Below are 26,880 nucleotides of genomic sequence, written 5' to 3'. Positions count from 1 at the left end.
TAATGCTAATAAAAATAATACACCAGTAAATAGTAACATTAAAACGTCATTACTCATTAAGTATTTAAAAGAGGTAAGTGAGCAAGTTTTCAATTAAGTGGTATTTGATTGAATTTCTTTAATTAGACTATAAAAGAACCCTTACAGGTGCTTATGATTTAAATAGTATCTATAAACTATAAAGAGACGATAAATAATTTAATTCATCGTCTCTTTATAGTTTAATTTTTATTTATGATAAGATATATTATCACTTACTATAGAATTAGGATTTGTTCTCATATGAGGGTCAACATATGTTAATCCTCCACTTGGAGTACTTCTGTAATGACCTTTTACATTATGGATATTATCATTAATTCCATCTCCATCTAAATCAATAGTATCATAGCTATCTCTAAATGATACAAAATCATCTCCTATAGAGCTATCTGCACTTACTACATCATCTATTAAATCTCCTACCGCATTAATTATAAATGGTATTATTATTAAAAGTATTATTAATGGAGCAGATCCCATTGTAGATAAGGCAGATTTTGCTGAGTATTCATTCCTATAAAGCCAGTTTAGTGTTATGTGTAATATAAGTCCTGCAAATCCACAAATTATTGAGTAAAGTACTACTGCAATTTTATGATCTAAGGTTTTTGATTGTGTCTTAGCCCATGCTTTATATGGCGATACTTTTCTGTTCATTAATGTATATGTTGACATGACTATCTCCTTATTTATTTTTATTTTGAGATTACCCATAGATTATTTTACCATATATATATATTTTCTATGTCGCAATAAGTCGAATATTTTATTATACTTAATATAAATTTTGTGGCAATAATTGCTGTTTTTACCCATTACAAATTGTACTAGACACTTGTATATTCAAGAACGGTAGTTGATAACATAAATAAGAATAAATCTACTAAATTGAAGACGATATTGGAATAATTATATCAAATAAACTATGATATAGAAAAGATAATAGAAAAGAAGAACAAAAATATAGAAGGATATATTGCGAAAGGAATATATGATAAATGAAAACTAATATTAGAATAAAAGTGTGCTCCGTAGAGTGAGATACGGAGAACCGTATCATAAATAAGGGCCACGGATATTTACTATATTAATAAATAGAATATGCTATAATTTGGATAAAAATCTCTCATATTTGTGCATCAAATGAGAGGTTTTTAGATTTATGATTGATTATACTATTATTTATAAGGGAGATAGCTTAATGGAATGGTTAGTAAAATTAAATGAAGCACTACAATTCTAAAAGCATATCCAACTATAAGCTTCAAAATAACTATAAAGGGAGTGGAAGAAATGGAATATAGAATAGTAAAAAGAGGAGAAGTGAGAATTGTAGGAGTGAAAGCCTTATTAGAGAAAAATATTGAAGATAATTTTAAAACAGTTCCACTATTATGGCAAGAAGTAGCTCAAAATGGTAAGATTATGGAAATTGCATCTCTTATGAAGCCAAGTTCGCAAGGTGTACTAGGGGTTAGTGATTGTATGGACCATTTAGATAAATAGGAATATTATATAGCAGTAGAAACTGATAATGAAGCACCAAAAGGAATGGAAGAATATATAATTCCTGCATGTACTTGGGCAGTATTTCCTGGAGAAGGACAAATGCCAACTGCAATCCAAGATATTGAAAAAAGAGCGATAACAGAATGGTTGCCAACATCAGGATATGAATATGCAGACGCACCAGATATTGAATTATATTTAAATCAAGACCCCATGAATTCAAAGTTTGAAGTTTGGATACCTATTAGAAAAAATCCATCACAAACAAAGTAGCAAATTTTTTATATGTAATATCAAATAATCCAAAGATATATTAAATATCTTTGGATTATTTATTATGCTATAAATTTATGACTTCACTTTGATTGTAATCTAATGTGACTGTGGCTTCTTTAAAGTGAATTTCATAAAGAGATAAATAATCTCCAACCTCATTTATAGTAACTTCATAATCATGTATTTTTTTTATAAATTCATCTTTTAAATCAAAAATAGTTAAGTTACTTTTTTTTACAACTGCACCACTACATCTAATATGTTCAGTAGAATTAGATGGTATAGTAGTAAAAGAAACTAAATTATTCTTTTCAAACTCTTCAACCTTCACATTGTCTGAAAAAGTTGAAAAATATATAATTCCTTTTTGATTAATATTATAGTAAAAATTAATAATCCTAACATTAGGAATATTATTTACACTTGTTGCTAAAGCTAATTCTTTCTGTGATGACATAATTTTATTAAATTCTTTAAAAAAATCCATTTACAATAACCTCCGCATTTTATATATTGTTTGTAACAAGTTAAATATATCAAAGTAAATTTGACAGCAGTATGTCAAGGTTATATATAAATTTTAAATATAGGTTTTAGGGGGATGTATAAGTGAGAATTGATAGAATTATATCTATTATTATGGTATTACTTAACAAAGAAAGAGTTAGTGCTATAAAGTTAGCACAAATGTTTGAGGTTAGCCCTCGAACTATATATAGAGATATAGAGACAATATCTTTAGCAGGTATACCAATAACAACCTATAATGGAGTTAATGGTGGAATTAGTATAATGGAAGAATATAAAGTTGATAAAAAATTCTTTACAACATCAGATATTTCAACGCTTTTAATGGGGATTTCTAGCGTATCCACAACCTTATCAAATAAAGAGATTAAAGGCACTTTAGAAAAAGTTAAAAGTCTAATTCCTAAAGAAGAGATTGAAAATTTAGAATTAAAATCAAATCAAATAACTATTGATCTAACTACATGGATGGGAAATGATCAATTTAAATTTAATATTGAAAAAATCAAGAAAGCTTTAAATGATAACAAACATTTATCTTTTGAATATTATGGCTCAAATAGAAAGAAAGATAAACGTTGTATAGAACCGTATAAATTAATACTAAAAGAAAATAACTGGTATTTACAAGGATATTGTACTTTAAGAGAAGATTTTAGAGTATTTAAATTATCTAGAATATCAAATCTTGAAATACTAGAATCTACATTTACACCTAGGGAGTTTAAATCAAAACCATTAGACGGAAGTGGATGGATAGATAAAAAACTTGTTACTATTAAACTTTTAGTTGATTGGTCTCTTAGGGAATATATGGTTGAAAGATGTGGAGAAAATAATGTGAAATCTTATGGAGAAGATAAATTTATAATAGAATTTCCGTTTGTACCTGATGATTTAGGATATAATATATTAATGGGATTTGGGGATAAATGTGAATGTTTATCACCAGAAGATATACGTGTAGAACTTATTAATCGTATACAAAAACTATTGAAAATATATGGAGAAAATCATGAAGAACAAAATTTTAAATAATTTCATTTTAATGATAAAGTATAATTTTAGTACATTAATTTTATTTCAGCTATTTCACAAATTAATAATTTTACTTATGATTCCGATTTATAAATATATATTAGATATATCATTAGTGAGCTCTAATATAAAATATTTAAATGCAGATAATATTACAAAGTTATTAACCAATCCAATATCAGTAATTTTAATTTTATTAATATTTGTATTACTAGCATTTTACATATTGTTTGAATTTGTTTCAATGATTATATGTTTTAATGAGTCTATCCATTGTAAAAATATTGGAGTGTTTGAACTTATTAAAATATCAATAAATAGATGTATACAAATACTTAAATTAAAAAACATATTATTATTACTATTTGTATTACTTATAATTCCACTAACTAATTTAACTTTAACCTCTACTTTTATAGGAAAATTAAAGTTGCCAGATTATATACTAGATTATATCAGTTCTAATCAAGTATTAAACATAATTTATTTTGCGGTTATGTTGGTTTTATATATATTAGTTATTAGGTGGATTTTTAGTATACATGAAATCGCATTATCAACAACTAACTTTAAAGAAGCTAGAGAGAGTAGTATAAGAATTACTAAGGGTAAATATATTAAGATAATTCTAATTTCTATAGGACTATTTCTATTAACTTCAATTATAGGATACATAATTTATAAAGCCGCAATTATATTAATAGGTTTGTGGACAAAATATTATATTCCAAGACATTATGACTATAATACTGATCTAAAAAGTATATTTATAAATCGATGCTTTATGTTTAATGAATATGCAGTAGTTGGTTCAATGATACTTAATGCTATAATTAGTCTTGGTATTATTTCATCACTGTACTATGAGTATAAAGGGATTAGTGTTAATAAAACTAGTATTAACAAAAATAAAAAGTCAGTACTAAAATCTATTTTTAATTTAATAGTGATATTAATTTTATTTCAAATGGAATCATTAGGGTTTTCATATTTAACTCAAAATGATCAATTCAATACATCATTTTTCTATAACACAACAGCTACAGGTCATAGGATAGCTGCGGCAAGAGCACCGGAAAATACATTAGCAGCACTTGACGAAGCCATTAATAGTGGCGCAAAATATATAGAAATAGATGTTCAAGAGACAAAGGATAAAGAGTTAATTATAATACATGATTCAAACTTTAAAAGAACTACAGGTGTAGATAAAAATACTTGGGAAGTTAATTATGATGAGGTTAAAACCTACGATGCAGGAAGCTATTTTAGTTCAGATTTTGCTGGAGAGAAAATACCAACACTTCAGGAAATAATAGATCATTCTAAAGGAAAAATAAAACTAGTAATAGAGATAAAACTCAATGGTCATGAAAAGGATGATATAAGTCAAAGAGTTTTAGAGTTGATTAAAGCTAATAAGATTGATAATCAGTGTATTATAGCATCCATGGATCAAAATGTATTAAAAAGAGTTAAAGAATTAGATAAGGATATAGTAACATGTTATCTAACAGCAGTAGCTTATGGAAGTCTTTATGATTGGGATTATGTTGATATATATGGTATTGAATCTACGTTTGTAAATAAAGCAACTATTGAAGAGATACACAATAAGGGTAAACAAATATTTGTATGGACTGTTAATAATAGTAAACTAATAGATAAGATGATAGATTTAAACGTTGATAGTATAATTACAGATAACCCATATTTAGTTACGGATTCTATATATTGGAAGAAAAATGGATATATAAATAAAGTGGCTAATACTTTATTTACTAAAAAATAATGATATAAAAGGCAATTAATGGTTATGAATAAATAATATAAATTTTTCTTGTTTTATCTTGTAGATAGAAAAGGCAAATGTAAAGAAGTGTTCGTAAGCATGGGGACTGATTAAGCAAATAAAAATTAATTATGAGAAATTAGCACTAATCTTTGACTGATGAAGTGCTTTTTTTCTTTGCTATCAATTAAATTTGTCAGTAAAGGATATGGTTTATTTATATAAAATTTAAAGGGAGAATAAAAAATGATATATTTAACAATTTATTATTTCGACCCATTCTCCATTTATGCTTGCTATGAAAGATGCTAAAATATATGATCTTGATGAATGTCCAGTTTATATTAAAAAATGGACAGACTTAGAAAATGTGCGTACATACTATGACTTCTTTAAAGAACATGAAAATGAATTTTAATATATTAAAATATTTAAACTGTATCACAAATAAGTGATGCGGTTTTTTTATGTAATAAATATTAATCTACTATGTTTTAGGTATATAGGATCAAAGTTTTAGAAAATATGGCGACAAATTATGTGAATTTAAAACTATTGATTTTTTAAATTAATAATTTCTTTCATTACAAATGAATATAAATATTAAAACATATTATTAACGTAACGAGGTGATTAATATAAAATATGAAGTAGTAATAAAATATAATGGAGATATTTTAAATATAAAGAAAAAATCAGATGTAGATATAGAAATATTAAGCCCATCATATGCAATTATGACATCACCATCTGTAGAAAATATTGAGAGCCTTTTATATCATCCTCAAGTTGAGCAAATAGAAGAGCCATTTATATTGGATATGAAAGAAGAAGAAATATTATTTAATACTGAAATTAATAACTTTAAAAATAGGAATAAACTAAGCGGTAAAGGTACATTATTAGGAATAATAAGCTCAGGTATAGATTATAATCTTCCAGTTTTTAAAGATGCTAATGGTAAATCAAAGATACTTTATTACTATGATCAATCTGTGATTAATACACCACTCTATAAATTAAAAAAAGGCATGATATATAATAATGATGATATAAATAATGCAATTAACCATGTAATAAATAATAAAGATAATACTCCAATTTATTCAACTAGTGACAATGGAACTAGTATAGCTTCAATATGCTCAGAAATAGCAAACGAAGCAAATTTAATATTTGTGAGAGTAGGAAACCAGGAAGATAATAGTGCTAAAAGTACAGAAATTATGAGGGCAATAAAATTTATAATTAATAAGTCTATAGAGCTTAAAATGCCAGTAGCAATAAGTATTAATTATACTATTAATGAAAAGTACCATAGAAATACATCTTTGTTTGAACAATATCTTGAGGATATGTGTTTATTTGGGAAAAATAATATAGTTGTACCATTTTTAGTTTCTCATACTAAATCAAGGGTAATAGCAGGAACTCCACATATAGCAGGAATATGTTCATTACTATTACAATGGGGAGTAATAAATAATAATGATCCAGTTTTATATTCAATAAAGCTAAAAGAGCTCATCCTAAAATCCATAAGAGCCTCAGAAAAAATAATAAATCCAAAAAATCTGGTAAGGTATGAATCTTTAAACTTATCAGAGCTTAACCTAAAAAAATTTTTAGTGATAAATAAACTAAATAGTTATAAACACAGAAAAAAAACTAAAATGACAAAGAAAAGAAAAAGTGAATTGAAAAATTCAAACTATAGTTTATCAAGAAGACCTAAAAATATTAATGGAATTAATATTTTTCATAGGGGAAATTTTGAAGAAGAGATGAAATTAATATCTAAGGAAATAGAGTTTTATAAAATATGTGATAACTTTGGAGTAATATTCATAAATGAAAATAATTATAATACAGTTTTAAAAGCTATATCTTTGCCATCTGTCATCAGTTATGAGCCTACAGTAATGTTAGCCTCACTATCTGAAATATCTCAAGGAACTAATGATGGAGTAAATGCAAATGAAGAAATAGGAGCAAATTATTTGAAAAATAATGCGAATCTGTCCTTAACTGGAAGAGGAGTCTTGATAGCAATAATCGGAAGTGGTATAGATTATTTGCATCCTGATTTTATATATCCTGATGGAACATCAAAAATATTATTCTTGTGGGATCAAACAAAAGAAGGAAATCCTCCAAATAGATATTTTATAGGAACTGAATATACTAGGAATCAGATAAATGAAGCTATATCAAAAAATGATGGTAGTTTATCCTTTGATGAAGATGGAAGTGGAACCATGAATGCAGGTATATGTTCAGGGCTTGGAAACCTAAATAGTCAGTATAAAGGAATAGCAGAAGACTCTGATTTGATAGTAGTTAAAATGGATAAGATTAATGGAAGCTATAATAATGCAATGTATTTTGCAGCTTACCAGTATGCAATCCAAAAATCAATAGAAAATAAAATGCCTATAGTCATAAATGAATCATATGGAAATATCAGCTATTCAGGCTTATACACAAGAGCAATATTTGAGGATACATTTTATATTAGAGGAATTTGTACAGTTACAGCGGCTGGAAATGAAGGAGATACTCAAACCCATACCACAGGACAAATATTATTTAAAGGAGATACAAAAGAAGTGAATTTTGTTTTGACAAATGATGAAGAAGAAATCCAGATTCAGATCTGGATGGATAAGCCAGATATTGTAAAGGCTTCAATTATGACTCCTACTGGCGAACTCACTAGAAAAAATGTTTTATCAAATTATAGCATTATTTCAGGTTTATTAGATATAGAACAAACTAAGTATGAAATAACAAATATTTATCCAACAAGTTATTCGGGACAACAACAGATAAGTATAAAGTTGACCAACCTAAAAAAGGGAATTTGGAAAATACGATTAGAAGGGGAATATATAACAAATGGAATATATAACGTATATTTGCCTAATAGAGCCTTTATAGATGATGGAACTAGATTTTTAAATCCGGATCCAGACCAAACTACAACCTATCCATCAACGATTGAAGATAATATAACAGTTGGAGCCTATAATATTATAAATAATAGCTTATGGCAGGGGACATCAAGAGGTCCGGCTATATCTGGACATCAAAAGCCAGATATACTAGCACCTGGAGTTAATATAGTAGCACCATACCCAGACAATGAATATGCTATGATTACGGGTACAGCTGCGGCGGCATCCTATACATCAGGGTGTGTAGCATTATTATTACAATATTTATTATCAGAAAATATATATCCAGATAAAGGATTTGTTCAAAAGATAAGAACCTATCTTAGGATTGGAGCTACTAGAGATAATGATATTATATACCCAAACAATTTATATGGATTTGGCTATTTAAATGTGCGAAATACATTTGAGCAAATTAGATAGGAGGAGATTATGGAAATATCCTATACTATAATCTATCAAGGTAATATAGTTAATGCTCTAAACCAAGAGGGTATTAGCAAGTTTATGATTTTAAACGAAAAGTTAGCAATAATATATTTACCAGAAGGGTTTGAGGATACTATACTAGATAAAATAAAAGAAATTACCTGGTGGGAGATAGAGATGCCACTAAGCTCTTTAATTGAATTACAAGATGAAATTATAGATGGAGAAAGTGTAACAAATGCAGCCAAAACAGAGTTTATACATAGAAATCCATATATAAATCTTGATGGATCAGGTGTACTTATAGCAATAATAGACTCGGGTATTGACTATTTACATCCAGATTTTATAAGGGAAGATGGGACATCTAGGATAGTAAGTATATGGGATCAAGAAAGTGATAAGAAAAATCCTCCAGAAGGTATGATATATGGGAGTGAATTTACTAGAGACGATATAAATGAAGCAATATTAAAGAATGATTCTAACTTAAGTAAAGATATTATAGGAACTGGAACCATGGCTGCTGGAATAACTTCAGGAAGTGGAAGATTAGATCAAAGATATAAAGGCGTTGCTATTAATAGTGAATTAGTAGTAGTAAAATTGAATCAACACGAGGGCGTTTATAAAGAAGGCAAAATAAGCTATATTGACTCGGATTTTTTAGCAGGTATAAGATATGTTTTAAATGTAGCTAAACGAGAGAATAAAATGATTATTATAAATATTACTGTAGCAGATAGATCAAGGAGTTCAGTAATAACCAATTTATTAGATACATTTTCTGAAACAAGGGAAGTTGGTGTTGTATTAGTAAGTGGTGCAGGAAATGAGGGAAATACAGATATACATTTTGAAGGACGCTTTATAAATAATCAAGAATACCAAGATATATTAATACAAGTTGGAAATCAAAGAGCTCTTGATATTACCATATCGCCATCAGGTCCTGGTAAGATAGGAGCAAATTTAATATCGCCATCTGGAGAAATAAGCTTTACAGCAGAATATGCACCAGACTTGTTTATTTACGAAGGCGAATTTAATTTAGCAAACTCAACATATAGAATTGATATTGATTATCCATGGATTTTTTCGGGAAATCAAGAGCTAAAAATAAGTATAGATAACGTAAAACCAGGAATTTGGACCTTAAGATTGTTTCCGGAGCTTAGCATAACAGGGGATTATAACATATATCTTCCTAATAAAAATATAATAGATGCAAATACAAGGTTTATAGATTCAAGTGCAAACTCAACAATAACATTATATGCACTAACAGAAAGAGTAATAACTATAGGTGCATATAATGATAGAATTAATAGTATGTGGATTGGGTCATCAAAAGGTTCTTTGTTAGGACGTCTTACAAAGCCGAATCTTGTAGCTCCAGGAGTTGATATAATATCAACATATATTGACCAGGGGTACGCTATGGCAACTGGGACAGGTATAAGTGGGTCTTTAGTGGCAGGATTATTGGCGCTTATAATTGAGTATATAAGACAAAAAAAGCCATTACAAACAAGAGAGTTATTCACACATATTTTGAAAACATATTTAATGCTTGGGGCAACGAAGGAGGAGCTTTATAATTATCCAAATACTTATCAAGGATATGGAATTGTAGATTTTGAGGGAACAATAAAGGCTATATCTAAGTATCTTTAGAATATGCTATGTATATATTTATCTTAAAATATTTAATAATATAAGTCTTAGCTTAAATAAATTAGGCTAAGACTTTTTTGTCCATATATTAAAGATTATATTATAATTAGATATTAGCCGGTATATAAACTGACTTGAGCTTTAGAAAGGATAAGAATACTCTAGTATAGAAATTAATACTAATATGTAACATTATTACTAATATTTTGGAGGAGAATTATGGATGAACAATTTATAAATATAACTATTGATAATCTTGAAAGTCAGCACTTGTGCTGTGCTATTTCAGATAAAAAGCATCAACAGGGAGTTAGTACAAAAAAACAGTGGCTAAAAGATCGAATAAAAGAAGGTCATGTATTTCGTAAACTAGATGCTAAAGGGAAAGTGTTTATTGAATATGCTCCTACTGAAACTGCTTGGGTACCTATACATGGGGATAATTACTTATATATTTACTGTATGTGGGTATCAGGTTCATTTAAAGGAAAAGGATATGCAAATTCTCTTCTTAATTATTGTATAAATGATGCAAAAGAAAAAGGCAAGTCTGGGATCTGTATCTTAAGTTCTAAAAAGAAAAAGCCATACTTAAGTGATAAAAAATTTATGACTAAATATGGTTTTAAAGTAGTCGATACAATAGGAGACTATGAACTTTTGGCATTATCTTTTGATGGAACAAGTCCTTATTTTTCTGAAAGTATAAAGGGAGATAACAGAGAAAGTAATAAATTAACTATATATTATGGAATACAATGCCCTTATATTCCAAACTGTATCAAGGAAGTAAAAAATTATTGTGAAGAAAGTAATATATCTGTTGAGCTTATAGAAGTAGATACTTTAGAAAAAGCAAAGTCTCTTCCTTGTATTTTTAACAACTGGGCTGTTTATTATAATGGTAAGTTTGAGACAGTTAGTTTATTAAATGAAGGTAATTTGAAAAAGCTGTTAGGAAATTAAGACTATAAGTCTAAACAGTATAAATTTAAATTTAATAAGGATAATATACTATATCAATACTCCATAACATTTTTATTTATGGAGTATTTTTATATCTTAAGGTATTATAATCCATTTCGTTAAAAAGTAGTATGAAAATATTTATAAACTATACAGAAATATTTTTGGACTAGATAAATATACAGCAATTAGTATAGAATTAAAATATATAATACTGTAAAAATAAAGGAGATATTTTATGATAAATAGCAAGTATGATGATGAAAAATTCTTTGAGAAATATAGTCAAATGTCAAGATCAGTTTATGGTTTACAAGGTGCTGGTGAGTGGGAGACTTTAAAGAAGATGTTACCCGATTTTAAAGATAAAAGAGTATTAGATTTAGGATGTGGGTTTGGATGGCACTGTAAATATGCTATAGAGAATAATGCAAAAGAAGTAGTTGGGGTAGATTCATCAGAAAAAATGTTAGAAAAAGCTAAAAAAATAAATGGAGATAAATCTATAGAATATATAAATTCAACAATAGAGAACCTAGAAACTAAAAATGAATACTTTGATGTTGTAATAAGCTCTCTTGCTTTGCATTATGTAAAAGATTTCTCTGAAGTCTGTGAAAAAATATATGATACCTTAAAAGATGATGGAGATTTTGTATTTTCTGTTGAGCATCCAATATTTACAGCCTATGGAAATCAAAAATGGTATACTGATAAAAATGAAGAAATATTACATTGGCCAGTAGATAACTATTTTTATGAAGGAAAAAGAGAAAGTAATTTTTTAGGTGAAGATGTATTCAAATATCACAAAACATTAACTACATACATAAATGGTTTATTAAAATGTGGATTTATAATAAAAGAAGTTATTGAACCAACTCCACCAAAAAAAATGCTTGAAGAAATTGATGGCATGAAGGATGAGTTGCGTAGACCGATGATGTTATTAATTTCAGCAAGAAAAATAATTAATAATAAATAAATTAATCAATAAGAAACCAAGAAAATATGTAATAGAAAAGAAAGAGATAAGTTAATTAAAAATAGACAAATTAATTAAAAAAGAAAAGTTTACGACTGTGTAAATTCTAACAATATATTCAGATAAGGAAGGTATGTCAATAAAAGATGATCTTCCTTATATTTATGTGCTTAATTGTACTTGTGATAAATTTATAATATAATTAAGAATAGTTATTAATAAAAGGATGGGGGAGTATCAATGAAAATAAATTTTGAAATAACAAAAGATGACTACATAAATTTTAATTTACATCATCTAGAAAATTCTAAATCACAGAAAAATACATTTAATATCCTTAGATATATCTTGCCAATAGTATTTTCTGTACCATTATATTTTATAGGAACAGGTATATTTAATCAGCCTAGTCAGTTTTGGATTATAGTAGCTATAATTTTTATAGTTGTTTGGATTTTTACGTATCCAAAACAACATAGAAATTTAATAGTGAAACAAACTAATAAACTTTTAAGTGAAGGAGATAACTCATCAATATTTGGAAGTAAAAGTTTAGAAATTGTTGATGGAGACATAATAGTAAAAGGCGATTATACCTCAGAAACAATAGCATTAGAAAGTATTAAAGATATAAAAGTTTATGATGATATGATTCTCATATATATAAGTGCTTTTGTAGCTGAAATAATACCAAGAAGACACTTAGATGAAGAAGCGGAAAAAGAACTTATTGAAGCCCTTAAAAATAGTTAATATGTTTAATAAAAACTGATTAGGATGTGATTTTATGATTAACATATTAGGTCAGGTTAGGGTTTATATAAATAGTCTATATTAGAAATACAAAATATTACAAAAGACAAGAAGGCTTAATCTTTATAGATAGGCCTTTTATTTTAAATTATTTTAAAGGGGTTTAAAGATATGGCAAACTATAAAGAAATAACTTGTAATGAAGCCTGTAATAAACTTAAAAGGAAGATGCCTTACTCCTGGGATTTGAACATATATAGGGGGTGTGTACATGGCTGCAAATACTGTTATGCAATGTACTCACATAATTATCTAGGCTCAAATAAATACTTTGATGATATATATGTAAAAACAAACATAGTGGAAAAATTAGAAGAACAGTTAAGTCGTTCATCTTGGAAAAGAGAGGTAGTAAATATAGGAGGGGTTACTGATAGTTATCAAAAAATAGAAGAATACTATAAATTAATGCCAGAAATACTTAAACTAATGATTAAATATAAAACACCATGTATAATTTCTACAAAGTCAGATTTGATTCTAAGGGATTATGATTTAATAGATGAATTATCTAATATTACATATGTAAATATTGCAGCTACAATTACAACTATGGACGAAAATATAAGAAGAAAAATAGAACCTAATGGATTAGAATCTGCAAAAAGATTTGAGATGCTAAAAGAATTTTCAAAAACTAATGCTTCAACAGGTTTACATATTATGCCAATAATTCCTTATATAAATGATAATTATGAAAATCTAGAATGTTTATATAAAAATGCAAAAGAAAGTAATGTAAGCTATGTTTTGCCAGGAACACTTTATTTAAGAGGAAAGACAAGAGAAGAATTCTTTAAGTTTATCAAAGAAGAATTACCTGATTTTTATGAACTATTAAATGAATTATATGAAACGGGGTCAGCAGGTCAAGAATACAAAGATGAGTTATATAAAAATGTAAATGAAATAAAAGATAAGTACGGAATCTGTAATAGTTATTCAAAAATCATGAAAGAAAAATTTGATTATTTTAATGGTACTCAAATATCTTTTTTTACCTAAGAAAAAGAGTTTATTTCTATCCCACTATAATTATACCACAAATAATTATATTTTTTTAGACTTTGATTATATATACATTTCTATATAATTGGTATAGTAGATAAAATTAGTCAATTTATACTATTAAGGAGGAAATACATGAGTCTAAATAATAATGAATGGAAATTAGAAAATGAATGGCTAGAAAAAGTTCTTAAAGAGGCAAAAAAGCAGCTAGAAGAAAAGCGAGACGCTAAAGAACGATTAAAAAAAGAAGCATTAGAAACACAAAGAGAACTTTGGAATGACTTAGGATCTGTTTCTGTAGCAAATGGATTAGATCAACTTTCTGACTTTATGTCTTTTATGGACATTATGAAATATCAAAAAAGAGGCCATGAGTTTACACAAAAACTTGAAGACAAGTATGAAAAAATGCTTAAATCTCCTTATTTTGGTCGAATTGACTTTGTTGAAGATAATGAGGACTTTAATCAAAAATGCTATATTGGATTATCAAACCTTATTGATGAAGATTTTGATTTCCTTATTTATGACTGGAGGTCACCTATTTCAAGCATGTTTTATGACTATGAGACTGGTAAAGGAAGCTATGAGTGTCCAGAAGGCATGATTTCTGGTGAAATAACTGGCAAAAGACAATATAAAATAAGCAACGGAAAAATAGATTATATGTTTGATAGCAATCTAAGTATTGATGATGAAGTACTGCAAGAACTTTTAAGCAAAAACTCTGATGATAAAATGAAAGGCATAGTTACAAGTATTCAGAGAGAACAAAACCAAGTAATTCGTAATGAAAACTATAAAAATTTAATTGTTCAGGGGGCTGCTGGAAGTGGTAAAACTTCTGTTGCACTTCATAGAATAGCATATTTACTATATAAACACAGAGAAACAGTAACCCCTGAAAATATAATAATATTTTCTCCAAACAATATTTTTAATGACTATATTTCAAATGTATTACCTCAACTTGGGGAAGATAACATGTTCCAAACAACCTTTAAAGATTATATGCATAGTGAGTTAGGTAAAGAATTTAATAAAGAAACAGCTATGGAGATGATGGAATATATATTAGATTCTAAAGAAAAGCTAACTTATGAAGATAGAATTAAAAGTATTAAGTTTAAAACATCAGTAGATTTTGTAAAGATTTTAAAAGAATATATTAATTATGTAGAGACAAAAGAAAGAAACTTTAAGGATATAAATGTAAGAGGTAAATTAATAATATCATCAGAAGAAATAAAAAATCTATTCTTTAATGACTACTCAAATTTACCAGTAAAAAGAAGGCTAGAAAAACTAAGATCAAGGCTAGAATTTCTTATTGAACCCTATGAAAAAGCTTGGATTGAAGAATTATATGAAGAACTTTTCGCTTCTGGTGATTTTATAGATAAAGAAGAAATGAGAGAAAAAAGTACAGCAATAGTAAAAGGCAAATTAAGAAGTGAATATAACAAAATTTCTCAAATGACCTATTTTAATTTAGTACATGCTTATAAAGACCTATTTTATAAATTAGGTAAATTTACAAAGAAAATAAATCCTGAATATGATAATAAACTAATAGAAAATATAAAGGATTACACAATAGACAATTTAAATGCAAAAATACTTACTTATGAAGATCAAGTTGCACTTTTATATTTAAAAGGAGCACTTGGAGATACTCCAAATACATCACAAATTAAGTATATAATTATAGATGAAGCACAAGACTACACACCGTTACAATATGAAATATTTTATCAACTTTTTAGTTCAGCAAATATGACAATACTAGGAGATATAAATCAATCAATTAATCCATTTATGAATGTTGGAGATTATAATAATATTTACAACATATCTAAGAATAATACTTGTATAATAAATCTTACAAAAAGTTACCGTTCAACTATGGAAATCACTAAGTTTTCAAGAAATCTTCTTAGAGAGAATATAAATGATGACTATGTTGAAAGACATGGTGATGAGCCTAAGGTTATTAGTTTCAATGATGAAAATAAAATGAAGGCAAAACTAATTGAAGATATAAAAGTCCATAAAGATAATTATAAATCTATCGGTATTATTACTAAGACAGCAAGAGAGACTAAAGAATTATATGATTCCTTAAAAAACAATAATATTGATGTAAAATCTATAACTAAAGATGATGATGCATTTATCAATGGCGTAATAATAATACCTTCTTATTTAGCTAAAGGTCTAGAATTTGATGTGGTTCTTATATATGATGCAAGTAATGATAATTATAGCAGTGATGATGAGAGACTACTTTTATATACTTGTTGTACAAGGGCTCTTCATGTTCTAAACTTATATCATTTAGGGGAAATTACCTCGTTGTTAAAGAGCTAAAAATTAGTAAAGATAAAAATTAGTAAAGATAAAAATAGTATAAAGAAATATAAGTAAAGTCCAGCAATAATTTGCTGGATTTTTTTATTTTAAAAAATTAAACTCAAGAATAAGTAATAATTTATCAATCATTTGAAAAAACTATATACAATGATGTAATGGAGGATAATTAAATGAAAAAAATAAGTATATTATTAGTAATAGTGATGCTTTTCACTACAACTTCATATGCAATAGATAAAGCAAAACCTGAGACAATAAAATCAATTAATGAGCTTTCTGCAATAGATGGTGAATTATATATGGTTATCAATAATATAATAAACTGTAAATATGATAAAGATAATGAAGGTAAGACTTTAACTTTTATTAGAACTAGGCTTGGAGAGATTATGACTATGAACTATGCTTATTATAATATTAAAGACACGGACTTACTTAGCAATAGAGAATCTGCAGTTGTAATATATACAGCTTCATTATATGGACTAGCTATCAATGGTATAGGACTATACCTGGAAGACCCAGAGCGTAATCAAACTTTTTTAATAGATGCAATATCTCAATATAAAAGTGCGAATACATCATTATTAATGACTAAGCAATTAATTAAGTAATGTAAATAATATTTCAAATTAGATAAAATACTTTTGATTTAATATCTAACCACCTAGCAGTTATAAACTATATATAAAGGATTCTTATAACCTGTGAAGAACTATTAAATATAGAATTAATAAGGGGATTAAAATTTGAAAGGAAATAAAAAAGTATTATTATTAGTAATTTCGATATTAATATCTATATTTAGTATAGGTTGTTCAAAAGTAGAAAAATATACTGTAACTAATGAGAAGTCTCTAGAAGTTGGTGCAGATATACCAGAGGGAGTATACCTTGTTTATTCAGAAGATAAATCAGATAAAGATTCTAAAAAAGTTGAGGGGACTATAGGAGTAATAGAGAGTGATGAAGGACCAAGCGCAGTATATATAACAGGCAGCAATTTTACCGGTGCAGAAGTTGAGCTAAAAATAGGTATGACTGTATTTGCAGATGAAAATGTAGAATTAATTAAGAGATAGCATTTAATAAAAGAAGAGTAGATGAATAGAAGTAGCCTATTATAATAAAAATAGTGTGATAATAATTAATAAATATTACAGAAAAAAACTCATGATAAGAAAATATTATGAGTTTTTTGTTTATTTCTATTTTATAATTATTTTAATATTATAGAAATAAGCACTCTAAAACAAAAAAACTATTAAAGCATCATGTGTTAAACTTAACTTAAATATAAAAAGGGGATGGTACTATGAATAAAATCACATGTATATGCTTAGGGGTAAGAAACATGGAGAAAGCTATAAACTTTTACAGAGACAAGCTTGGATTTGAAACAGATGAAAATAGTAATAATCCAGAAGTAATATTTTTTAATACACCAGGAACTAAGTTTGAGCTTTATCCACTAGATTTATTAGCAAAAGATATTAGCGAAGAAAATACGCCGAAGATTTCTAACGGATTTGGTGGAATTACCTTAGCTTATAATGTGGAGCATAAAGAAGATGTAGATAAGGTTATTGAAAAAGCTAGAAGTGCTGGTGCAAAAATAGTTAAAGAACCTCAAGATGTTTTTTGGGGAGGATATCATGGGTATTTTGCAGATTTAGACGGATATTATTGGGAGGTAGCATGGGGACCAAACTTTAAATATGATGATAAAGGGATGCTTGTTTTTTAAGGATAAAAGAGAGGTATAGAAAATGAAGTATATGGGTGATAGTGAATGGTGGAATAATAGATTTAAAACTAGAGAATTGAAAGTTATGAGGCATGAAAAAATATTAGAAGATGACCTTTCATGTTTTCCAAAGGAAGGTAAAATATTGGATATTGCCTGTGGAGATGGAAGAAATGCTATTTATCTATCAAGATTAGGATATGAAGTTATTGCTATTGATTTTTGTGAAGAAGCTCTAAATAGGTTGAATTACTTTGTAAAAAATGAGGAAATCAATATAGATACCAAAATGGTAGATTTATCTAAAGATGATATATTTGCTAATTTAGGAAGTTTTGATGTAGTTATAATCAATCATTATAGATTGAATCCACAGTTATATAGTAATATAATGAATCATATTCAAAAAGATGGGATTTTGTGGGTAAATGGCTTTAGAGAAGTTCCTAATGATAACCCAAATATTACTGAATCAGATATATTAAAAGAAAATGATTTTTTATTTTTAGATAGACATAGATTAGAAAATAAAAAATTATATGAAATAGATCAAAGAAAGTTTATTAGGTATTTATGGAGAAAATAGATATAGTAAACCAAGTTAACTATTTGTATAAAAAGAGGCTCTATGGTATGAGAATAATGATTAGGATTGTATATTGTTAAACAGAACTGAGAGTATCACAATAGTAATACTCTCGGATTTTCATACAGAAAATTGGTAATCTATTATAATTTTTTAGGTAAATCAATAGTTATCTTATTACATTCACTGCAATAGTAGCCTTCTACCTTTGAGTCATACCATTCTAATATAGTGATTCCTTTTATAAAAGTATTTATAAACACGCCCTTATCTTTTTCTTTTGGAACCCATTTGATTGATTCTCTACTACCGCGTATAATTCCTAAAATCATTTCATTATTGCAGTATGGACATTGCATAATTATTCCCCCTAAATTTATATGTAAATATGCATCAATTGTAAATAAAAATGAATATGCTTTGATTTATTATAACATAAGCATAATTTCGCACACTATAAGAACTTAAAGATGAAATCGAATTAGTAGGATTTGAAACTACACAAAAGCACGTTATAGAAGGTATTATTTGGTTAGCTACATGTTTAGAAGAAAAGTGACCTAATAATTTATAGGTCACTTTTACTATTATAAAATATATTAATCAATATCATCTTCTTCTCTATCAAGCTCTTCCTCAATCCTATCCTTCTTCTTTTTACTTACATAATAAATAAGATAAGTACCACCACCAATGAAAACAGTATATATTAAAAAGAAGCTTAAAAGGTTCCATACATCTCTTTCACCAGTTAAAAAAGCATAAATAATAATAGTTCCCACTCCAGAAACTAAAGCATTCTTAAAAAGGCGCTTGCCTGAACCATTATTATCACAGTAAAAATCATCACCAAGGTTTAAATGACGAATCATAAAATAAATCCCAGCACCTATTAAACATAAAAGCTCACCCATAAACTGGCTAGGTGGAGCTTGTAAAAAGAACTGCTGAATTACTATTGATATTAATAATGCATAAACTAATAATTGATATCCATCACTTTGGATTCTTCTTTTTTGAGCTAAAATTCTTTCATCTTGATTTTTAATATTTTTCATAACTATTCCTCCCAAAATAAATCATCTAAGGTTTTCCCTAAAGCCTTACATATTGCAACACAAAGATTTAGAGTAGGATTATAATTTCCTGACTCTATTAATCCTATAGTTTGTCTTGTTACCCCTACTGCTTTGGCTAAATCGTCTTGTTTCATATCACATTCGATACGAGCTATTTTCATTCTTTTATTCTTCATATAAACCTCCTTATATTACATATGATATGATATAAATTACAAAAAGTAAACTATATATTGCATTTTGTTTTATAAAATATTCATTTAACTCTTTTAATGAAGTTGGTTTATATTGAAATTTTCTATATAAATTAATAAATTATTAAGTGAATATTTGAATTTAGAAAATCGAAAATAAATAAATAATAAGCAAAAATATACTTGGTAAAAAAGATTTTTATTTGGGTAATATAATCTTATACGAATCATTTAAGATAGGAGAGACATAAATGAAATACATTGTAAAAAGGGATGGCACAAAAGAAATATTCAACCGTAACAAAGTTTTTAACGCTATTTATAAATCAACTATCAACAGCAAACACGGCATAGATGCTAATCTTGCAGAAGAAATATCATTAAAAATAGAAGACCTTATAAATAGCAAAGATGAAATTACAGTAGAAGAAATTCAAGATACTGTAGAGCTATTACTTATGGAATCAAATAGAAAAGATGTAGCTAAAAAATACATCTTATACAGAGAAAAAAGATCAGATATTAGAAGTACAAAATGGAAAATGGACGAACTTCAAAAATCCATATGGAGCAATAAATATCAATACAACAATGAGTCTTTCAACGAATGGATAGAAAGAATATCTGGAGGCAATAAGAAAATAGCAAAGCTAATAAAAGAGAGAAAGTTCTTATTTGCAGGGCGAATATTAGCAAATAGAGGATTGCCAAAGGAAGGTATAAAAGTAACCTACTCAAATTGCTACGTATTAACACCACCTGAAGATAGTATAGAAAGTATCTTTGACACAGCTAAAAGACTAGCAAGAACCTTTAGCTATGGTGGAGGAGTAGGCTTTGATATTTCAAAACTAAGACCAAAAGGATCAGCTGTGCATAACTCAGCTAAGACAACTACAGGTGCAGTATCCTTTATGGATTTATACAGTATGACAACAGGGCTAATAGGACAAAGAGGAAGACGAGGAGCATTAATGATATCAATGGATGTTAATCATCCTGATATTGGAGAATTTATAGATATAAAGACAGATTTAGAAAGAGTAACTAAGGCAAATATATCAGTTAGAATAAATGATGAGTTTATGAAAGCTGTTGAAAATAAAGAAAAGTATGAGTGTAAATTTGTAGTAGACTCAACGGGTGAAGTTGTAAGTAAGGTAGTAGATGCTTATGAGCTTTTCATGAAGTTAGTAGTAAACAACTGGGACTATGCAGAACCAGGAATACTATTTTGGGACCACATTGAGAAAAATCATTTATTAAGTGAAGATAAAGAATTTAAATATGCAGGAGTTAATCCATGTGCGGAGGAGCCATTACCAGCAGGAGGTAGTTGTTTATTGGGCTCAATAAATTTATCTGAATTTATAGTAGAACCATTTACAGATAACGCAATATTTGATATAGAGAAATTTAAAGACTGTGTCCATGAAAGTGTAGTAGCACTTAATGAAGTATTAGAAGAAGGACTAGATTTACATCCATTAAAAGAGCAAAAAGAAACAGTAGGTAAATACAGACAAATAGGTCTTGGTGTAATGGGAATTGCTGATATGATGATAAAGCTAAACATAAGATATGGCTCAAAAGAAGCTATAGACCTTTGCGAAACTTTATCAAAAACAATGCTAAATGCGGCAGTAAAACAGTCAGCACTGATAGCAAAAGCAAAAGGAACTTATGAAAATTACAACAAAGAAGCCTTATTTAGTTCAGAGTTCTTCAAAAATAACGTAGAGCAAGATGTTAAAGAACTAGTTGAAAAATATGGTCTTAGAAATTCTCAAATACTTACAATACCACCAACAGGTTCAATTTCAACAATGCTTGGAATAAGTGGTGGAATAGAGCCAATGTTTAATACGTCCTACACAAGAAAGACAGAGACACTACATGACAAGGATGTATATTACAAGGTATACACTCCAATAGTTGAACAATACATGGATGTGAAGGATTTAATAGATGAAAAAGATCTACCAGACATCTTTGTAACAGCTATGACTTTAAGCCCTAAAGAAAGAATAGAAATGCAAAATGCTTGGCAAAAATACATTGATGCATCAATTTCATCAACAATAAATCTTCCTTATCAAGCTACTCCTAAAGATGTTTACGATATATATATGTTAGCTTGGAAAAATAATCTTAAGGGAATAACAATATATCGTGATGGATGTAAGAGAAGTGGTGTACTATTAAACGATAAAAATAAGAACAAGAAAAGTGAAGATAAAGAAAGTAGCGAAGAAAAGACAGAAGAGAAAAATGTAAAAGAAGTTAAGAAGGAAAGTAATGCTGAACATAATAAAGATAGTAATAAAGAACATGAAAGTGAAAGATTTGTTTGCCCAGAGTGTGGTAATGAAGCAATAATACCTACAGGTGGTTGCGCTATTTGTATGCAGTGTGGTTATAGTAAGTGCAATTAAGTAGTATTAAAGATAAGAATCCTGATAATACTTAGAGTATATAAAAAGAAGTCTGGGTATTAGTACAAGGAGAAAGAATGGATAATAATGAATTAAATAGTTCGCTAGATAATAATAAAGGTATAATATTTGTGTGTAGATACTGTGGTGAATTGTTTTGGAGCTTTGAAGAAAGAGACAAGCATAAAGCAAACTGTGAGCACAAAAAAGTTATTAAGTTAAGTAGACAAGTAGAGGTATACTAGTAGTGCATATAAGTAATGTTTGAGAAATAATGATTTCTTTACTATTAAGAGGTTATAGTCTATGAAAATAAAGTAGTTTAGCATAAAAGCTAGACTACTTTATTTTATTGTAGAAAAATGTAATAATTAGGAATCTAAATTATTCTAAAGTACCATTAAAATTACTACCCCATTATGATTACAACCATTAAAAATTAATTTAAAATATAATTAAAAAGTATTAAAATTATTAATCTTTTAAGTGAAGAAAAAAATAGTTTTTAGAAGTGAAGAAATATATCTTATATGTGGGCACTTAGAGATATATGGAGCTAGTAGTGCAACCGGCTAAATAACTGGTATATTTTTAAGGGGGAATAAATATGCAAGTTATTGTAATATCAGAATCACTTATAATTAGAAAAGGTATAGAAGGCATATTATCAAAAGAAAACTGTGTAAGAGACATTACAGAAAGTCATATATTTTCAGAAGCATATGAAGGAAATTATGATTTAATACTTATCGATTTAAACAAGAATAATGAACAATATTTAGATTATATTAGAGAAATAAAATGTAAGACTAATGCCAAAATCATGATATTAGATTTTTATGAAAATAAAAGTATATTTTCAAAATGTATGAAGGCAGGAGTAGATGGATACATATTGGCAAATATCGATTCAGAAGATATAGCTTATGCTGTAAAACAATTATCTAAAGGAAAAAAATATTACGATGGAGATTTTATAGAAAATTATATATCAAGAAAAAGTACAGAACAAGTGGATGAACTTACAAAAAGAGAAAGAGAAATACTAATATGCATAGCAAAAGGTAAAAGTAATTTTGAAATATCAAAGGACTTATTTATAACTGAACATACAGTAAAAAAACATACCAGCAATATTTTCTCTAAACTAAATTTAAAAGACCGAATTCAAGCAGCAATATATGCTTACGACAAGGGGCTATTAGTATTATAAAATATAAAAATAAGATTAGACTAGTGAAAAATTTATTTCCACTAGTCTAATTTCAGTAACATTTTTAAGCTCTAGTTAAATTAAATAAATAGTCTAGATATACCTGTTTGATTGAAATCTTTTTATCCTTAGAAATAGGTACCTGGCTTCCATTAGATAAAAGAAAATCACAATCAGAATAATTTTTCACATGCTCCAAGTTTACAATATAGCTTCTATGGCATCTTAAAAATATATCAGAATCTAATAATTTTTCAATCTGAGATAATGTCATATACGTCTTTATTGAATCAGAGGTAGTATGTATCAAACAATATTTATTAAATACTTCAATATATAAGATATTTTTTTGTAGAATCTTTATTAATAATCTATTAGATAAGACTTCAATATACTTTGAAGGCTGTGATAATAGTGAAAAACATCTATTTAAAGTGTTTAGAAGAACTTCAGATTTTATTGGTTTAACCAAGTAATCAAATGCATACACAGAGAATGCATCAAGGGCATGCTCATTACTAACAGTAGTAAAAATTATAATACAGCTTGAATCTATTTCTCTAATTTTTCTTGCAATATCAATACCAGTCATATCACTATTATCATTTAGATAAATATCTAAAAATATAAGGTTGATTTTATTCTCCTCAAAATTATTAAATAGATCATTACTATTACTACATGTAATTATATCAATATAATATTTATTTAAAAAACAATAGTTTTTAATATTATCGTAAAGAGTCATTCTATCGGTTTCTAAGTCATCACATATTATTATTCGCAAGTAAACACCTCTCAAAATATAGTTTTACAATAAAATTATTATATTTATTATAACATTAATTTTCAGAAAAATTATTAGAGTTGATTTCTATTTACACCATAAATTACCAAATTACGAAATGATACTTATATAAATTTCTTATTTTATTACAATTAAGTTATATAAATATAAAGAAGAAACAAATAGCTGTTTACAGAAGTATGGGGGAAATATGAATATACTAGTAGTTTCAAGTTCATTAATTATTAGAAGCGGATTAATAAATATATTAGATGGTGAAAGTATTGTATCAAGTATTGTGCAATGTAACACTTATGAAAAATTAGATTTAGAAGGAATTGATACAATAATTACAGATACAAATAATGGGAATATTAAATATTTAAACTTCTTGAAAAATATTAAAGATAAGAAAAACATTAAAATAATGATACTAGATTTTGAAGAAGATAAATCAATTTTTGGAAAAGCCATAGAACTTGGTTTTGATGCATATATTTTACCTAACATTGATTCGGAAAGTATTCCTTGGGCACTAAATCAAATACAAAAAGGGAAAAAATATCATGATGTAGAGTTATTAGATACAATTGTTCAAGGCCATAATAGTATAGCTACGTTTAAAGACTTAACAGCAAGAGAAAAAGAAATTACAATGTTGGTGTCAAAGGGAAAGTCTAATTTAGAAATTGCAAATGAATTATGTATAAGTACAAATACAGTAAAGAAGCATATTTCAAATATATTATCAAAATTAAGTTTAAAAGATAGGATACAAATAACCTTATATGTTTTTAATAATAGGAAATTTTAAATGGCTAAACCATTATAAAAATAGGACTGTAATTATGCAGTTCTATTTTGTGGTTTAGCCTTAAGTATTTAATTAGTTTATTTAATTTTTATCATTATCGATAGCCTAAATATATTATCAATGGTCTCAATTTTCATTTCACCATTATATTTGGTTACAATGTCACGAACGGAACATAAGCCTATACCTTGATATTGATAAGAACGCTTTGATGAAAGGTATACTTGGTCTTTTATTACTACTCTGCGATTAAAGTTATTATCTATTGCAATTATAAGCATATCATTATGATATCGAGATTTTATTAGTATACTTCGTTTATCTGATGGAATAGCATGGGAAGCTTCCATTGCATTTTCAATACAGTTACCAAATATTACACATAAATCACAATCTTTAATGGACGTATTGTTATCAAGTTGTAATTTTGTATCAATCTTAATATTCTTATCCTGAGCAATCGATAAATATTGTTGAAGAAGAGCATCAATAGCATAATTATTGCAAATACGAGTATCAACCTTAGTTGGTAGAGTATTTGCATAACTATTAACATAAGATGTTAGATTTTCATAGTCCTTCATATTCAAGTAACCGCCAATAACCATTAAGTGGTGTCTCAAATCATGGCGTGCAGCTCTGGTCTCTTTAATATTTTCAGTAATACTAGAATATTGTTCTTGAAGAAGAGTAACAACTCTTGACATATACATAGATTGCTTCTCTAATTTCGAATTTTGTTCAACCTCATTTATTATTTTAATATGTGTATGTATAACATAATACATGACTAGTAAGCTTGAGTATCGGGCAAAGATACGTCTAAATGATAAGTCATCATAAAATTCAAAATAAAACATTAGTATTATTGATACAAAGCATAAGCAAATTAAAAGTTTTGATGTATATTTCCATAGAACATCATTTCCCATATAAAGTGATGGAATAATTTTTTTATCCAAATATAACTTTACAAATGGATAACACATTATAAATTGGGCTATGGCAATAACTATTGTATATATATTAGGATTAAAGGAATTTAGATTATTTAGAAAAAAGAAATCTAAAAAGCTAGTATTCCAAAATATTACGGTGATAAAAATGTCTTGCAATAAAAATATATATAAAAATTTAGCAAACTTAGCTCTAACTAAATAGTATGAAATTCCCATAAAAAAGCAAGAAAATGCTAATTTTAAGCCTATTAAAGAGACTCCATTATAGTAGTTATCTTTTAATATTATTATCCATGAGATTATATTAATTAAAAATATAATAACTAGTGATACAAAAACTTTTTTAAAATCGTATCTTAAATTATGTCTAAAGGGATAATAAATAAATAAAAAAGAAACCATATAATAAACTAACATATATAATGAAAAATAAAATTTTGATGTCATCGTACCACTCCCTGATTAAAAACTCTGATGGATTTTTAGCATATGTTCATATAAAAAATATATTTTCTATATGTCAAAAGCTAACTTTATAGCATAAGAATAATCTAAAATTATTTTAGCATAAAACCAAGTTTCAAATCATTAAAAATAATAATGGTTTACATTAATTATTTTAATGGATATGATAAAAATCTCATTTGAGCCATTTAGATTTTGAAATTAA

Annotated in this window: 26 protein-coding genes and 1 riboswitch; of the genes, 19 read left to right on the top strand and 7 right to left on the bottom strand. The window is 27.1% G+C overall.

All coding sequences use genetic code 11. The annotated features are described in order from the left end of the window. Positions 1-228: 228 nt before the first annotated feature. Entirely contained in the window at positions 229-717 is a 489-nt protein-coding gene (locus ACI48P_RS16550; protein WP_475217752.1) for a hypothetical protein, read from the bottom strand. Between the two features lie 618 nt (positions 718-1,335). Here ACI48P_RS16550 and ACI48P_RS16545 point away from each other — a divergent pair. Next, positions 1,336-1,548 carry a GyrI-like domain-containing protein gene (locus ACI48P_RS16545; protein WP_475217751.1) on the top strand — a complete coding sequence of 71 codons (213 nt, stop codon included), beginning with the start codon at positions 1,336-1,338 and terminating at the stop codon, positions 1,546-1,548. 9 nt (positions 1,549-1,557) lie between these two features. Then, a complete protein-coding gene (locus tag ACI48P_RS16540; protein ID WP_475217968.1) occupies positions 1,558-1,824 on the top strand; it encodes a GyrI-like domain-containing protein in 267 nt (88 codons plus the stop codon). Positions 1,825-1,891: 67 nt separating this feature from the next. Here ACI48P_RS16540 and ACI48P_RS16535 read toward each other — a convergent pair whose 3' ends face one another. Next, positions 1,892-2,314: a pyridoxamine 5'-phosphate oxidase family protein gene (locus ACI48P_RS16535; RefSeq protein WP_475217749.1), complete on the bottom strand. Its 423-nt coding sequence runs from the start codon at positions 2,312-2,314 to the stop codon at positions 1,892-1,894. A 122-nt stretch (positions 2,315-2,436) separates the two neighbouring features. On the opposite strand from ACI48P_RS16535, the gene ACI48P_RS16530 reads away from it, so the two are divergent. The 13 genes from ACI48P_RS16530 (at position 2,437) to ACI48P_RS16470 (ending at position 18,729) form a co-directional block, all read left to right on the top strand. Next, positions 2,437-3,393: a helix-turn-helix transcriptional regulator gene (locus ACI48P_RS16530; protein ID WP_475217748.1), complete on the top strand. Its 957-nt coding sequence runs from the start codon at positions 2,437-2,439 to the stop codon at positions 3,391-3,393. Further along, positions 3,371-5,185, top strand: coding sequence for a glycerophosphoryl diester phosphodiesterase membrane domain-containing protein (locus ACI48P_RS16525; RefSeq protein WP_475217746.1), 1,815 nt, complete (start codon positions 3,371-3,373; stop codon positions 5,183-5,185). The genes ACI48P_RS16530 and ACI48P_RS16525 overlap by 23 nt, the downstream gene beginning before the upstream one ends. 629 nt (positions 5,186-5,814) lie before the next feature. Then, positions 5,815-8,565 (top strand): S8 family serine peptidase, encoded by a 2,751-nt coding sequence (locus ACI48P_RS16520; RefSeq protein ID WP_475217742.1) that lies wholly within the window; start codon positions 5,815-5,817, stop codon positions 8,563-8,565. Positions 8,566-8,574: 9 nt separating this feature from the next. Beyond that, on the top strand, positions 8,575-10,248 hold the full coding sequence (gene cspC, locus ACI48P_RS16515) for a bile acid germinant receptor pseudoprotease CspC (RefSeq protein ID WP_475217741.1): 1,674 nt from the start codon (positions 8,575-8,577) through the stop codon (positions 10,246-10,248). Between the two features lie 219 nt (positions 10,249-10,467). Next, positions 10,468-11,214: a GNAT family N-acetyltransferase gene (locus ACI48P_RS16510; protein WP_475217739.1), complete on the top strand. Its 747-nt coding sequence runs from the start codon at positions 10,468-10,470 to the stop codon at positions 11,212-11,214. 238 nt (positions 11,215-11,452) lie between these two features. Further along, positions 11,453-12,199 carry a class I SAM-dependent methyltransferase gene (locus tag ACI48P_RS16505; RefSeq protein ID WP_475217738.1) on the top strand — a complete coding sequence of 249 codons (747 nt, stop codon included), beginning with the start codon at positions 11,453-11,455 and terminating at the stop codon, positions 12,197-12,199. 240 nt (positions 12,200-12,439) lie between these two features. After that, entirely contained in the window at positions 12,440-12,952 is a 513-nt protein-coding gene (locus ACI48P_RS16500) for a YcxB family protein (protein ID WP_475217736.1), read from the top strand. Between the two features lie 171 nt (positions 12,953-13,123). After that, on the top strand, positions 13,124-14,017 hold the full coding sequence (locus tag ACI48P_RS16495) for an SPL family radical SAM protein (protein WP_475217734.1): 894 nt from the start codon (positions 13,124-13,126) through the stop codon (positions 14,015-14,017). Positions 14,018-14,155: 138 nt separating this feature from the next. After that, on the top strand, positions 14,156-16,393 hold the full coding sequence (gene helD, locus ACI48P_RS16490; RefSeq protein WP_475217733.1) for an RNA polymerase recycling motor HelD: 2,238 nt from the start codon (positions 14,156-14,158) through the stop codon (positions 16,391-16,393). Between the two features lie 173 nt (positions 16,394-16,566). Continuing rightward, positions 16,567-17,010, top strand: coding sequence for a hypothetical protein (locus ACI48P_RS16485; protein WP_475217731.1), 444 nt, complete (start codon positions 16,567-16,569; stop codon positions 17,008-17,010). A 135-nt stretch (positions 17,011-17,145) separates the two neighbouring features. Continuing rightward, the gene (locus ACI48P_RS16480; protein ID WP_475217729.1) at positions 17,146-17,478 is read left to right on the top strand and encodes a hypothetical protein; all 333 of its coding nucleotides are present in this window, start codon (positions 17,146-17,148) and stop codon (positions 17,476-17,478) included. Positions 17,479-17,711: 233 nt separating this feature from the next. Continuing rightward, on the top strand, positions 17,712-18,143 hold the full coding sequence (locus tag ACI48P_RS16475) for a VOC family protein (protein WP_475217727.1): 432 nt from the start codon (positions 17,712-17,714) through the stop codon (positions 18,141-18,143). 22 nt (positions 18,144-18,165) lie between these two features. Beyond that, positions 18,166-18,729, top strand: a complete 564-nt coding sequence (locus ACI48P_RS16470; RefSeq protein ID WP_475217725.1) for a class I SAM-dependent methyltransferase — start codon at positions 18,166-18,168, stop codon at positions 18,727-18,729. Between the two features lie 143 nt (positions 18,730-18,872). Here ACI48P_RS16470 and ACI48P_RS16465 read toward each other — a convergent pair whose 3' ends face one another. The 3 genes from ACI48P_RS16465 to ACI48P_RS16455 all read right to left on the bottom strand — a co-directional run bounded on the left by ACI48P_RS16465 (position 18,873) and on the right by ACI48P_RS16455 (position 19,984). Then, the gene (locus tag ACI48P_RS16465) at positions 18,873-19,088 is read right to left on the bottom strand and encodes a PF20097 family protein (RefSeq protein WP_475217722.1); all 216 of its coding nucleotides are present in this window, start codon (positions 19,086-19,088) and stop codon (positions 18,873-18,875) included. Between the two features lie 240 nt (positions 19,089-19,328). Continuing rightward, on the bottom strand, positions 19,329-19,787 hold the full coding sequence (locus tag ACI48P_RS16460) for a DUF6773 family protein (protein ID WP_475217719.1): 459 nt from the start codon (positions 19,785-19,787) through the stop codon (positions 19,329-19,331). A gap of 2 nt (positions 19,788-19,789) precedes the next feature. Continuing rightward, positions 19,790-19,984, bottom strand: coding sequence for a helix-turn-helix transcriptional regulator (locus tag ACI48P_RS16455; protein ID WP_475217717.1), 195 nt, complete (start codon positions 19,982-19,984; stop codon positions 19,790-19,792). A 269-nt stretch (positions 19,985-20,253) separates the two neighbouring features. Here ACI48P_RS16455 and ACI48P_RS16450 point away from each other — a divergent pair, with 269 nt between their 5' ends. The 3 genes from ACI48P_RS16450 (at position 20,254) to ACI48P_RS16440 (ending at position 23,650) form a co-directional block, all read left to right on the top strand. Beyond that, a complete protein-coding gene (locus ACI48P_RS16450) occupies positions 20,254-22,437 on the top strand; it encodes an adenosylcobalamin-dependent ribonucleoside-diphosphate reductase (protein WP_475217714.1) in 2,184 nt (727 codons plus the stop codon). Between the two features lie 77 nt (positions 22,438-22,514). After that, positions 22,515-22,682 carry a hypothetical protein gene (locus ACI48P_RS16445; protein WP_475217713.1) on the top strand — a complete coding sequence of 56 codons (168 nt, stop codon included), beginning with the start codon at positions 22,515-22,517 and terminating at the stop codon, positions 22,680-22,682. 254 nt (positions 22,683-22,936) lie between these two features. Then, positions 22,937-23,020, top strand: a riboswitch (cyclic di-GMP riboswitch). Positions 23,021-23,044: 24 nt separating this feature from the next. Beyond that, positions 23,045-23,650, top strand: a complete 606-nt coding sequence (locus ACI48P_RS16440; RefSeq protein ID WP_475217712.1) for a LuxR C-terminal-related transcriptional regulator — start codon at positions 23,045-23,047, stop codon at positions 23,648-23,650. Positions 23,651-23,714: 64 nt separating this feature from the next. Here the strand turns inward: ACI48P_RS16440 and ACI48P_RS16435 are convergent, their stop codons facing one another. Beyond that, positions 23,715-24,437, bottom strand: coding sequence for a LytR/AlgR family response regulator transcription factor (locus tag ACI48P_RS16435; protein ID WP_475217710.1), 723 nt, complete (start codon positions 24,435-24,437; stop codon positions 23,715-23,717). Positions 24,438-24,648: 211 nt separating this feature from the next. Here ACI48P_RS16435 and ACI48P_RS16430 point away from each other — a divergent pair, with 211 nt between their 5' ends. Further along, positions 24,649-25,251: a response regulator transcription factor gene (locus ACI48P_RS16430; RefSeq protein ID WP_475217708.1), complete on the top strand. Its 603-nt coding sequence runs from the start codon at positions 24,649-24,651 to the stop codon at positions 25,249-25,251. Positions 25,252-25,328: 77 nt separating this feature from the next. Here ACI48P_RS16430 and ACI48P_RS16425 read toward each other — a convergent pair whose 3' ends face one another. Continuing rightward, a complete protein-coding gene (locus tag ACI48P_RS16425) occupies positions 25,329-25,964 on the bottom strand; it encodes a sensor histidine kinase (protein WP_475217706.1) in 636 nt (211 codons plus the stop codon). Between the last annotated feature and the right edge of the window lie 916 nt (positions 25,965-26,880).

The sequence above is a fragment of the Romboutsia sp. LXY-2 genome, assembly GCF_056171995.1.
This window is presented reverse-complemented; position numbering and strand designations above follow the sequence as displayed.

Coding starts and splice junctions, on each gene's coding strand:
- ACI48P_RS16510 (WP_475217739.1), top strand. CDS start 10,468: ATGGATGAACAATTTATAAATATAACTATTGATAATCTTGAAAGTCAG.
- ACI48P_RS16535 (WP_475217749.1), bottom strand. CDS start 2,314: ATGGATTTTTTTAAAGAATTTAATAAAATTATGTCATCACAGAAAGAA.
- ACI48P_RS16550 (WP_475217752.1), bottom strand. CDS start 717: ATGTCAACATATACATTAATGAACAGAAAAGTATCGCCATATAAAGCA.
- ACI48P_RS16445 (WP_475217713.1), top strand. CDS start 22,515: ATGGATAATAATGAATTAAATAGTTCGCTAGATAATAATAAAGGTATA.
- ACI48P_RS16430 (WP_475217708.1), top strand. CDS start 24,649: ATGAATATACTAGTAGTTTCAAGTTCATTAATTATTAGAAGCGGATTA.
- ACI48P_RS16545 (WP_475217751.1), top strand. CDS start 1,336: ATGGAATATAGAATAGTAAAAAGAGGAGAAGTGAGAATTGTAGGAGTG.
- ACI48P_RS16440 (WP_475217712.1), top strand. CDS start 23,045: ATGCAAGTTATTGTAATATCAGAATCACTTATAATTAGAAAAGGTATA.
- ACI48P_RS16500 (WP_475217736.1), top strand. CDS start 12,440: ATGAAAATAAATTTTGAAATAACAAAAGATGACTACATAAATTTTAAT.
- ACI48P_RS16425 (WP_475217706.1), bottom strand. CDS start 25,964: ATGTATATGTCAAGAGTTGTTACTCTTCTTCAAGAACAATATTCTAGT.
- ACI48P_RS16505 (WP_475217738.1), top strand. CDS start 11,453: ATGATAAATAGCAAGTATGATGATGAAAAATTCTTTGAGAAATATAGT.
- ACI48P_RS16455 (WP_475217717.1), bottom strand. CDS start 19,984: ATGAAGAATAAAAGAATGAAAATAGCTCGTATCGAATGTGATATGAAA.
- ACI48P_RS16525 (WP_475217746.1), top strand. CDS start 3,371: ATGAAGAACAAAATTTTAAATAATTTCATTTTAATGATAAAGTATAAT.
- cspC (WP_475217741.1), top strand. CDS start 8,575: ATGGAAATATCCTATACTATAATCTATCAAGGTAATATAGTTAATGCT.
- ACI48P_RS16485 (WP_475217731.1), top strand. CDS start 16,567: ATGAAAAAAATAAGTATATTATTAGTAATAGTGATGCTTTTCACTACA.
- helD (WP_475217733.1), top strand. CDS start 14,156: ATGAGTCTAAATAATAATGAATGGAAATTAGAAAATGAATGGCTAGAA.
- ACI48P_RS16475 (WP_475217727.1), top strand. CDS start 17,712: ATGAATAAAATCACATGTATATGCTTAGGGGTAAGAAACATGGAGAAA.
- ACI48P_RS16470 (WP_475217725.1), top strand. CDS start 18,166: ATGAAGTATATGGGTGATAGTGAATGGTGGAATAATAGATTTAAAACT.
- ACI48P_RS16495 (WP_475217734.1), top strand. CDS start 13,124: ATGGCAAACTATAAAGAAATAACTTGTAATGAAGCCTGTAATAAACTT.
- ACI48P_RS16450 (WP_475217714.1), top strand. CDS start 20,254: ATGAAATACATTGTAAAAAGGGATGGCACAAAAGAAATATTCAACCGT.
- ACI48P_RS16465 (WP_475217722.1), bottom strand. CDS start 19,088: ATGCAATGTCCATACTGCAATAATGAAATGATTTTAGGAATTATACGC.
- ACI48P_RS16460 (WP_475217719.1), bottom strand. CDS start 19,787: ATGAAAAATATTAAAAATCAAGATGAAAGAATTTTAGCTCAAAAAAGA.